The sequence below is a fragment of the Pseudomonas citronellolis genome (assembly GCF_029335315.1).
In the GTDB taxonomy this organism is placed as follows: Bacteria; Pseudomonadota; Gammaproteobacteria; order Pseudomonadales; family Pseudomonadaceae; genus Pseudomonas; species Pseudomonas citronellolis_A.
Window position 1 is genome coordinate 1 of record NZ_JARJLT010000204.1, and the last position, 10,296, is coordinate 10,296.

At 68.9% G+C, this 10,296-nt stretch carries 11 protein-coding genes; 10 read left to right on the top strand and 1 reads right to left on the bottom strand.

Annotated elements, in window-relative coordinates; genetic code table 11:
- The 6 genes from P3W75_RS16225 to P3W75_RS16250 form a co-directional block, all read left to right on the top strand.
- Positions 1 to 381 (top strand): type VI secretion system domain-containing protein (locus tag P3W75_RS16225; RefSeq protein WP_276228331.1); only part of this gene is annotated, 381 nt, incomplete at its 5' end.
- 27 nt (positions 382 to 408) lie between these two features.
- Complete coding sequence (gene tssF / locus P3W75_RS16230) at positions 409 to 2,178, top strand: type VI secretion system baseplate subunit TssF (RefSeq protein WP_276228332.1); 1,770 nt, start codon at positions 409 to 411, stop codon at positions 2,176 to 2,178.
- On the top strand, positions 2,142 to 3,239 hold the full coding sequence (gene tssG / locus P3W75_RS16235) for a type VI secretion system baseplate subunit TssG (RefSeq protein ID WP_276228333.1): 1,098 nt from the start codon (positions 2,142 to 2,144) through the stop codon (positions 3,237 to 3,239). The genes tssF and tssG overlap by 37 nt, the downstream gene beginning before the upstream one ends.
- A complete protein-coding gene (tssJ, locus tag P3W75_RS16240; protein ID WP_276228334.1) occupies positions 3,220 to 3,771 on the top strand; it encodes a type VI secretion system lipoprotein TssJ in 552 nt (183 codons plus the stop codon). Before tssG ends, tssJ begins: the two co-directional genes overlap by 20 nt.
- Positions 3,768 to 4,205, top strand: a complete 438-nt coding sequence (tssE, locus tag P3W75_RS16245; RefSeq protein ID WP_276228335.1) for a type VI secretion system baseplate subunit TssE — start codon at positions 3,768 to 3,770, stop codon at positions 4,203 to 4,205. Before tssJ ends, tssE begins: the two co-directional genes overlap by 4 nt.
- A 41-nt stretch (positions 4,206 to 4,246) precedes the next feature.
- A complete protein-coding gene (locus P3W75_RS16250) occupies positions 4,247 to 5,446 on the top strand; it encodes an OmpA family protein (protein WP_276228336.1) in 1,200 nt (399 codons plus the stop codon).
- Positions 5,447 to 5,502: 56 nt separating this feature from the next.
- Here P3W75_RS16250 and ptrR read toward each other — a convergent pair whose 3' ends face one another.
- Positions 5,503 to 6,387 carry a putrescine utilization regulator PtrR gene (ptrR, locus tag P3W75_RS16255; RefSeq protein WP_276228337.1) on the bottom strand — a complete coding sequence of 295 codons (885 nt, stop codon included), beginning with the start codon at positions 6,385 to 6,387 and terminating at the stop codon, positions 5,503 to 5,505.
- 104 nt (positions 6,388 to 6,491) lie between these two features.
- On the opposite strand from ptrR, the gene P3W75_RS16260 reads away from it, so the two are divergent.
- The 4 genes from P3W75_RS16260 to P3W75_RS16275 form a co-directional block, all read left to right on the top strand.
- Positions 6,492 to 7,880, top strand: a complete 1,389-nt coding sequence (locus P3W75_RS16260; protein WP_276228338.1) for an aldehyde dehydrogenase family protein — start codon at positions 6,492 to 6,494, stop codon at positions 7,878 to 7,880.
- A 116-nt stretch (positions 7,881 to 7,996) separates the two neighbouring features.
- Complete coding sequence (locus tag P3W75_RS16265) at positions 7,997 to 8,131, top strand: hypothetical protein (RefSeq protein WP_276228339.1); 135 nt, start codon at positions 7,997 to 7,999, stop codon at positions 8,129 to 8,131.
- Between the two features lie 81 nt (positions 8,132 to 8,212).
- Positions 8,213 to 8,833 (top strand): LysE family translocator, encoded by a 621-nt coding sequence (locus P3W75_RS16270; protein WP_276228340.1) that lies wholly within the window; start codon positions 8,213 to 8,215, stop codon positions 8,831 to 8,833.
- A 291-nt stretch (positions 8,834 to 9,124) separates the two neighbouring features.
- The coding region (locus tag P3W75_RS16275; protein WP_276228341.1) for an acyl-CoA dehydrogenase family protein at positions 9,125 to 10,296 on the top strand (1,172 nt) is incomplete at its 3' end.

A 10,296-nucleotide genomic window follows, 5' to 3' on the forward strand; every position in this document is an offset into this window, starting at 1 on the left:
CTGGAAGGCGAAGCCCTGGCGCAGGCCGACAGCGATGGCGTCGAGGCGGCGCTGGCGTGGCTGGCCGCGCGCCCCGAGGTGAACGGCGGCCGCCAGCGCTGGCTGCTGCGCTTGCTGATGGCGCGGGTGGCCGAGCAGTACGGCAAGGGCGACCTGGCGCTTCACCTGCTGGGCGATCTCGAAGCCGTCGCGCAGCGCCAGGGCCTGGACGCCTGGGAGCCCGAGCTGGGCTTCGAGGTCAAGGCGCGGCTGCTCAAGCTGCTGCGCCAGAAGGCCCAGCGCAACGACGTGGACAAGCCCGCCCTGGCGCGCCGCATGGAAGGGCTGCTGGCCGCGCTGGTGGCCGCCGACCCGGTGCGGGCCGCGGTGCTCTGTGGCTAGGCCACTCTTACTTTCAGGATGCCAATGGTGAGCATGGATAATCTGACGCTGCGCTATTTCGATGCCGAGATGCGCTACCTGCGCGAGGCGGGCAAGGAGTTCGCCGAGGCGTTCCCGGACCGCGCGGCGCAGCTCAATCTGGACAAGGCGGGCGCGCGCGATCCATACGTGGAGCGCCTGTTCGAAGGTTTCGCGTTCCTCATGGGACGCCTGCGCGAGAAGCTCGACGACGACCTCCCGGAGTTGACCGAGGGGCTGGTCAGCCTGTTGTGGCCACACTACTTGCGGACCATTCCGTCGCTGTCGGTGGTCGAGCTGTCGCCGGACTACCGCGAGATGAAGCGCAGCGAAGCGCTGCCCAGGGGCTGCGAGGTGATGTCGCAACCGGTGGGACCGCGGCGCACGCGCTGCCGCTACACCACCACCCAGGACCTCAGGCTGCACCCGCTGGCCATCGAGTCGGTGCGACTGGACAGCGAGCCGGACGGCCACTCGGTGATGCGCCTGCGCTTTGCGTGCAGCCCCCTGGCGGACTGGTCGCAGATCGATCTGCGGCGCCTGCCGCTGTACCTCAATGCCGATGGGCCGCTGGCCAGCGCGCTGCACCATGCCCTGACGCTGAAGGTCCAGGCGCTTTACCTCCGCCTCCCGGGCCAGGTAGACCGGGTGCGGCTGGACGGCCACTTCGCCGCCAAGGGCTTCGCCGACGAGGATCGCCTCTGGCCCAAGGCCGATGGCGCCTTCAGTGGCTACCAGCTGCTCCTGGAGTACTTCAGCTTCCGCGAGAAGTTCATGTTCGTCACCCTCTGCGGCCTGGAGCAGGTGCCGATGACCGCCGGCATGTCGGGCTTCGAGCTGGACGTGGTGCTGAGCGAGCAGTGGCCGCACGAGTGGTCGGTGAGCGCCGAGCACATCCGCCTGCACGCGGTCCCGGTGATCAACCTGTTCACCCTGGAAGCCGACCCGCTGAGCCTGTCGCCGCTGCAGACCGACTACCTGTTGCGGCCGATGCGCCTGCAGGACGGGCACACCGAGATCTACTCGGTGGACAGCGTGACCTCCTCGAAGCACTCCGAGCAGCGCGACTACGTGCCCTTCAGCAGTTTCCGCCACAAGGGTGGCATGCTGCGCGACGAGGCGCCGGAGCGTTACTTCCACACGCGGATGAAGCGCGGCGCGAACGGCATGCATGACACCTGGCTGATCCTCGGCGGGGAGGGCTTCGACCTCGATCGCCTGAGCCAGAGCGAAAGCCTGTCCCTGCGCCTGACCGGCACCAACGGCCAGCTGCCGCGCAAGGCCTTGCAGAGCACCCTGCTGGACGCGCTGGTGAAGTCGCCGCTGCCCGGCCTGAAGGTGCGCAACCTGTGCGCGCCGACGCTGCCGTGCTACCCGCCCAACCAGGATCGCTTCCACTGGCGGGTGCTCAGCCACCTGGGCTCGAACTTCCTGCCGATGCTGGACAACGCCGAGGTGTTGCGCGGCACCCTGGCGCTGTACGACTGGGCGCACAGCGAGCTGAACCGTCGGCGGCTGGCGGCCATCGTCGAAGTCCGCCACCACCTGATCCAGCGCTTCGAGAAGGGTTTCCTGCTGCGCGGCGTGGACATCGAGGTGACCCTGGACGCCAACGGCTTCTGCGGCGAAGGCGACATCAGCCTGTTCGGCGAGCTGCTCAATCGCTTCTTCGCGCTGTATGCCGACATCCACCTGTTCAACCAGCTCACGCTGATCCTGCAACCCACTGGTAAATGCCTGCGATGGAACGAGAACCACAGTCAGCGTATTCCCGGCTGAAGGCCAGCGGCCTGCTGGAGGCGCTGCAGGGGCGGATCGGCGAGGCGAACCTGTACCGCTTCTGCCAACTGCTCGAGGCCGCCGTGCCGGACAAACCGCCCCTGGGAACGACGACCAGCCCCCGCGACGATGCCGTGCGCTTTCGTCCGCACCCCGGCATGGGCTTTCCCGCCGGCGAGTTCAAGGCCATCGAGTTCGACGAGGAGCACCCGCAGCGACCCGCCACGGTGCGCACGCGCCTGCTCGGCCTGTACGGCGTCGACTCGCCGTTGCCGACCGCCTACCTGGACGACATCGCCCAGCGCCGGGAAGGGCATGAGGCACTGGAGGCCTTTCTCGACATCTTCAACCACCGGGTCTTCACCCAGTTCTACCGCATCTGGCGCAAGTACTCCTACCCGGCCACCTTCGAGGCCGGGGGCGCGGACGCCACCTCGCAGTGCCTGCTCGGCCTGATCGGGCTGGGCATCCCGGGAACGGCCAGGCACGTGGCCACCCCGGTGTCGCGCTTTCTCGCGCTGCTCAGCGTGATGCGCCTGCCCACCCGCAACGCCGAGGGCATAGGCGCGCTGGTCAAGTTGCTGGCGCCCAACACCCAGGCCCGGGTCATCCCGCACTGGCCGCGCAAGGTGGTCCTGGCGCAACCCGCCGGGCTGTCGCGCGAGCGGCCCGTCAACCTGTCCCAGGGCCAGCCCCTGGGCGCCGTGGGGACGGACGCGAACAGCGAGGTGCGGCTGGAGCTGCTGACCGAGGATCTCGCCGAAGCGCGAGGGTGGTTGCCGGACGGCCAACTGTACAGCGATCTGCTGGTGCTGCTGCGGGTGTACCTGGGCTGGCGCTGTACCGCGCGGCTGCAACTGACCCTGCCGGTGAAATGCCTGCCCCTGCCGGTGCTCGGGGGCGCACCGGTGCGGTTGGGGCTGACCGGGGTGCTGGGTCTGAATTCCGCAGCTCCGGCGCTGCCCGAAGCGGGCTGCATCACCGTCAATCTCGGCCGCTACCGGGGCTTGGCCGACAACATGAAACACAGGGAGACACAGCATGTCGCTTACCGCTTCTAGAGCGTTTCTGGCCATGGCGACGCTGAGCTTGCTGCTCGGCGGCTGCGGGCTGACCCAGCGCGTGGTGGACGGGAGCAGCTCTGTCGCACGCGGGGTCTTCTACAAGCAGGTCAAGGTGCTGCATCTGGATTTCAGCGCCCGCGCCGCACTGAATACCGACGCCACCGATATGTCCGCGCTCTCGGTATCCACGCTGGTGCGCGTCTATCAGCTGAAGGACCGCAAGACGCTGGACAAGGCCGACTACCCGGGCCTGTTGAACGACGGCGCCAGCGCGCTGGGCGCCGACCTGCTGGACGAGCGCCAGGTGGTGGTCAAGCCAGGGGAGGGTGCGCAACTGAACGTGCCGCTGGCGGAGGAAGCGCAGTTCGTCGCCGTCGTCGGCTTGTTCCGCTCGCCGAACAGGGCGGACGGCTCCTGGCGGCTGGTGATCGCCCGGGATGAGCTGGACCCTGACCGGGCGCGGTTGGTCGAGCTGGGCGACAACGCGCTGTCGCTGCTGCCGCTGGCGGAGAAGGAGTCCTGGTGGTGAGCGAGCAGAGCCCTTCGCTCTACGAGCTGCTCCTGCAGAACTTCAGTGGCGAGCTGGACCTGCAGCGGGTTCGCGAAGAAGACCAGGTCGTGCTGTCGGTGCTGGACAACCTGCAGCGCATCCTCAATTGCCGCGCGGGCAGTCTCGCCCATCTGCCCGACTACGGACTGCCGGACATGAGCCAGATCCTCCAGGGCCTGCCCGGGACCGCCCACGGGCTGATGGACACCATGACCCGTACGCTGCTCCAGCACGAGCCGCGCCTGCAGGCGGTGAACATTGTGTTGCTGCCGCAGACCCGGCCGGGGCATCTGGAGTACGCCCTGGACGTGCAGTTGAAGGGCGGGGCGCGGGCGACCTTCGGTACCACCCTGGCGCCGGAGGGCCGGGTGCTGGTGCGCCACCTGAAACAGATGAGTTACCTGTCGCCCTAGGGTGGCGGTTTCTCGTTCCCCCATCGAATGGAAGCGTGAAGATGATCGTTGTCGAATCGAGCCCACGGCTGGGTGGCAATCCCCGCGACTGCACGGATTACGCCGCGCTGCGCGAAGAGCTGGGCAAGCTCAACCACCCGGCTCGCCCGGATGTCGACTGGCCGCGCGTGGAGCGCCTGTGCCTGGCGCTGCGCAAGGAAAACGGCAGCGAGCTGCAGACGCTTGCCGCGCTGGCCGTGGCGAGGGCTCAGCAGCGCGCATTGCCGGGCATGCTGGCCGGCGTCGGCGAGCTGGTTCGCTTCGTGACGGCGCATTGGCCGGCGTTCTGGCCGCAGGCGCATGCCGCGCGCCTGGAAATCCTCGCCTGGCTGTTCGCGCAGTTGCAGCCGTTGCTGCGGAGGCAGTCACTGGAAGGCGACGATCTGCCCCTGGCCAATCAACTGCGAGACGATCTGGCGCGCCTCGATGACTTCCTCGCCGGGCAAGGACAGGTGCCGCTGGCGGCGTTGCAGTCGCTGCGGCAGCTTCTCGACCACCTCATCGAGCGCCTTGAACGGGACACCGTCGCCGAACCTGTGCCGAGGGCCGGAGCGCGCGAGGTTCGGGTGCGACTGGCCGGCGCTGCGCCAGCCGAACCGCGCCAGATGGTGACCGTCGCCGCCGAGGCGAACCCGACCGTGGTTGTCGTCGAGGTCGGCAGCGCCGCGCCGCCGCCGCGCAAGGCCGGCGCGATTCGCGCGCTGCTCTGGTTGCTCGGCGCGGCGATGTGCCTGGCACTGTCGTGGCTGTTGTGGCGCGAGCTCCAGCCTGCTGCGCCCGTCGACCCGGCGACGGAGATGCAGCCCAGGGCGCCGGTGCGTCTGGATGGCCGCTTGCTGTTCAAGGAGGGCAGCGCCGCGCTGAAGCCGGAGTCGGACAAGCTGCTGATCGCCGGCCTGATCGACATCAAGGCGCAGCCGGGTTGGCTGATCGTCATCACCGGGCACAGCGACTCCACCGGCGATCCGCAACGCAACCGGCAACTGTCCTATGCCCGAGCGCTGGCGGTGCGGGACTGGATGCAGCGGATGGGCGATATCCCGGGCGATTGCTTCGTCGTGCGCGGAGCCGGGGCGGCCGAGCCGCTCGCCAGTGACGATACGGAAGAGGGACGGAGCGCCAACCGGCGCGTGGAAATCACCCTCGTTCCTGACGGTTTTCTCTGCAAGGGCCCCATGAGCGGCAAGCCGGCGGTTCGCTGAGCCAGCCGTTGCGGCCTTGAATGAGTGTGCACCCGAGGCCGCTACCGCGGGTGCCTTCAGCCGCCCGCCATATCCAGTGCCGCCGCCTGTTCCTCCACCAGCTGGCGGAACAGTTCCAGCGAGCGTGAGCGCGAGTCGCTGCGCCAGATCAGCCAGGTGTTCAGCCGGGCGAAGTCGCCGGCCATGGGCCAGGCGCTGACCGAAGTGTTGCCCGGCATGTTCACCAGCATGCTGCGCGGCATCACCGCCAGGCCGCCGCCGGCGCTCACGCAGGCCAGCATGCTGTGGTAGGACTCCAGTTCGCGGATGGCGCCGGGCGCGGCGCCGTCGGCGGCGAACCAGCGTTCGAAGTGGTGGCGGTAGGAGCAGTTGTCGCGGAACACGTAGATCATCTCGCCGTGGGCGTCCTGGCCGCGGCGGATCGGCGCGTGGTGCGAGGGCGCGATCACCAGCATTTCCTCGTCGAACACCGGCATGCCTTCCAGCGCCGGGTGGCGGATCGGGCCGTCGACGAAGGCGGCGATCAGTTCGCCGGCGAACACCCCGGCGATCATCGCGCCGGAGGGGCCGGTGGACAGGTCCAGCTCCACCTTCGGGTACTGCTGGTGGTAGCGCGCCAGCAGCCTGGGGATGCGCACCGCCGCCGTGCTTTCCAGCGAGCCGATGGGGAAGCGCCCGCTGGGTTCCTTGCCGGAGACCACCACCCGCGCCTCCTCCACCAAGCCGAGGATGCGCGTGGCGTAGACGAGGAAGTCGCGTCCGGCCAGGGACAGGCGCAGGCGGTTCTTCTCGCGGATGAACAGGTCGGTGCCCAGGTCCGCTTCCAGCTGGCGGATGCGCGTGGTGAGGTTCGACGGCACGCGGTGCATGGCCTGCGCGGCGGCGGCGATGCTCTTGTGGCTGGCCACCGAGCAGAAGATTTCCAGCTGGACCAGGTCCATTTCATTCTCCAATCGAGAGCGTAATCGTCATTATTATTCACTTTTCATAAGCGCTTCTCAACGCGACACTGGCGCCACTGCCCACCCCCTCCCAGGAGCGCGCCATGAGCATCTCGCCCCAGACCCACGCGATTTCCCGCAACCCCGCCACTGGCGAGGTGATCGCCAGCTACGCCTTCGAATCCGCCGCCGCGCTGGAGCAATCCCTGGCCCACGCCGCCCAGGGGTATGCCAGCTGGAAGCGCACGCCGCTGGAGCAGCGCGCCGCTGCCCTGGTGCGCCTCGGCCAGGCCCTGCGCGCCAACGCCGATGAGATCGCCGCCACCATCACCGCCGAGATGGGCAAGCCGATCGCCCAGGCGCGTGGCGAAGTCGAGAAGTGCGCCGGGCTGTGCGACTGGTACGCGGCCAATGGCCCGCGAATGCTCGCGCCCGAGCCGACCAGCGTGGAGCATGAGCGCGCCTGGATCGAGTACCGCCCGCTGGGCCCGATCCTCGCGGTGATGCCGTGGAACTTCCCGATCTGGCAGGTACTGCGCGGTGCGGTGCCGGCGCTGCTGGCGGGCAACACCTACGTGCTCAAGCACGCGCCCAATGTCATGGGCAGCGCCTACCTGATCCTCCAGGCGATCCAGCGGGCGGAGTTCCCGGCGGGCGTGTTCGAGGTGATCAACGTGAGCAATGACCTGGTTTCCCAGGCCATCCGCGACGAGCGCATCGCCGCCGTCACCGTGACCGGCAGCGTGCGCGCCGGCTCGGCCATCGGCGCCCAGGCTGGCGCCGCGCTGAAGAAGTGCGTGCTGGAACTGGGTGGCTCGGACGCCTTCATCGTGCTGGCCGACGCGGACCTCGACCTGGCCGTCAAGGCGGCGGTCGCCGGGCGCTTCCAGAACTCCGGCCAGGTGTGCGCGGCGGCCAAGCGCTTCATCATCGAGGACAGCATCGCCGAGGCCTTCACCGAGCGCTTCGTCGCCGCCACCCGCGAACTGGTGATGGGCGACCCGACCCAGGCGCAAACCTACGTCGGCCCGATGGCGCGCTTCGACCTGCGCGACGAACTGGACGACCAGGTGCAACGCACCCTGGCCGAAGGGGCCACCCTGCTGCTGGGTGGCGGCAAGGCCGAAGGCGCGGGCAACTTCTACCAGCCGACCGTGCTGGCCGATGTCACCCCGCAGATGACCTCGTTCCGCGAGGAGCTGTTCGGCCCGGTGGCCTCGATCATCCGCGCCCGCGACGCCCAGCATGCGGTGGAACTGGCCAACGACAGCGACTTCGGCCTGACCGCCACGGTGTTTACCGCTGACGCGGCGCGCGCCCGGCAGATGACCGCCGAGCTCGACGTTGGCGGCGTGTTCATCAACGGCTACAGCGCCAGCGACCCGCGCGTCGGCTTCGGTGGCGTGAAGAAGAGTGGCTTCGGCCGCGAGCTGTCGCACTTCGGTGTGCGCGAGTTCTGCAACGCGCAAACCGTGTGGGTCGACCGCCGCTGAGCGCGGAGAAGGTCGGAGGAGGGCGGGCGGAGCAAACCTTGACTTCGGACAGTCGATGGCCTGGGACGATGGTACAGAATCAACCCAGAACCACTCATTACCGACTGGGGGTCAACATGAAAGCTCTGTCCGTTTTCCACGACCTGTTCGACGGCGAAAAAGCGGTGGTCGCCTTGGGTGTACTTTCGCTCGGCGTTGCCGCCGCGTTCGTCTCGGCGGTGCTCTACCTGGGGCTCAGCGCGGGCTTCTGAGCCTCGCGGGAGGGGGCTCGCTACAGCGGCTTCGGGCGCTTATGCTGACGGGCGTGCCCACCCGTTCAGGCCCGTTTGACCATGCCCTTCGCCGACAACCTGCTCGCCTTCACCCTCGCCGCCACGCTGCTGACCCTGACCCCCGGCCTCGATACCGCCCTGGTGCTGCGCACCGCCAGCGTGGAAGGGAAGCGCCAGGGGCTGCGCACCGCGCTGGGGATCAATGCCGGCTGCCTGCTGTGGGGCGCCGCCGTGGCTTTCGGGCTGGGCGCGCTGATCGCGGTGTCCGAGCTGGCCTTCAATGTCCTCAAGTACTGTGGCGCCGCCTACCTGGCCTGGCTCGGGCTGAACATGCTGCTGCGGCCGCGGCGCTCGCTGGCGCCGGTCGAAGCCGATGGCCGGCCGCAGGCCAACTGGTTCCTCAAGGGGATGCTGGGCAATCTGCTGAACCCTAAGGTCGGCATCTTCTACGTGTCCTTCCTGCCGCAGTTCATTCCCCAGGGGCAGCCGCTGGTGCCCTGGACCTTCGGCCTGGTCGGCATCCACGTGGCGCTGGGGCTGCTCTGGTCGCTGGCGCTGATCGGCGCCACCCAGCCGCTGGCGGGCGTGTTGCGCCGCGAAAAAGTCATCCGCTGGATGGACCGCGCCACCGGGCTGGTTTTCGTACTGTTCGCCGCGCGCCTGGCCCTGAGCCGGCGCTGATCCTCTCGTCACCCCGCCAACCGGCGCGCCTTGAGGCGTGCCAGTCGCAGCCACTGTTGGCGACGGTGGCTTGCGCAACAGTGAATCAACACTTGGCTGCTCAGAATGCAGCAGCGCGCCGGCGCCAGGCCGGGGAATGCGCGCTGCGGGCCTGGAATGGATATTGCTCCTAGCCTCGGGCACCGCGCTTGCCGCGCGGTGCGTCCTCGCCGGCGATGGGCCGGCGCCGATGATTCATCGCCTGGCTGGCGCGCGACGGGCGGCCGGCCAGGGTTCGACGAGGAATACCGAGTGAGTGCCAACCAGCAAAGTCGCATCCTCAACCCCCTGCAGATTGCCCGCCAGCTCGCCGCCGGCTTCGCCGAGAACGCCGCCGAGCGGGACGAGCGCGGCGGCACGCCGAAGGCCGAGCGTGACGCCATCCGCCGCAGCGGCCTGTTGGCCCTGAGCATTCCCGGCGCCCTGGGCGGCCACGGCGCCGACTGGGCGCTGACCCTGGAGGTGGTGCGCGAGTTCGCCCGGGTCGACAGTTCCGTCGCCCATGTGTTCGGTTTCCACCACCTGATGCTGGCCACCACGCGGTTGTTCTCGCGCCCCGAGCAGTGGCAGCCGTGGTTCGAGCTGACGGCGCGCAAGAACTGGTTCTGGGGCAACGCCCTGAACCCCCTGGACACCCGCACGGCGGTGAAGAAGTTCGACGGCTGGTGCGAGTTTTCCGGCAAGAAGAGCTTCTGTTCCGGCGCCAACGACTCGGAGATGCTGATCGCCTCGGCGGTGGACGAGAGCGCCGGCGGTAAGTTGCTGATCGCCGCCATCCCCAGCGGGCGCACCGGCGTCACCCTGCACGACGACTGGGACAACATGGGCCAGCGGCAGACCGACAGCGGCAGCGTGACCTTCGAGCGGGTGCGCGTGGAGCAGTCCGAGCTGCTCCTCGACCCGGGCCCGCTGAGCACGCCGTTCGCCTGCCTGCGCCCGCTGCTGGCGCAGCTGATCTTCGCCCACGTGTTCCTCGGCATCGCCGAAGGCGCCTTCGAGGAGTTCCGTGGCTACACCCTGAAGGAGGCGCGGCCCTGGTTCCGCTCCAGCGCCCAGAGCATCACCGAGGACCCTTACGTGCTCGGCCACTACGGTGACTTCTGGGTTGGCCTGGAAGGCGTGCGCCTGCTGGTCGAGCGCGCCGCCGCGCAGTTCGACGTCGCCTGGCGCAAGGAGCAGCGCCTGAGCGGCGAGGAGCGCGGCGAGCTGGCCATCGCCATCGGCACCGCCAAGGTGGCCGCGACCCGCGTCGGCCTGGAGCTGTGCAGCCGGCTGTTCGAAGTGACCGGCGCGCGCGCCACCCACGCCGCCCTGCGGCTCGACCGACACTGGCGCAACCTGCGCACCCAGAGCCTGCACGACCCCCTCGATTACCGCGTCCAGGAGCTCGGCGCCTGGGCGCTCAACCGGCAGCTACCTTCACC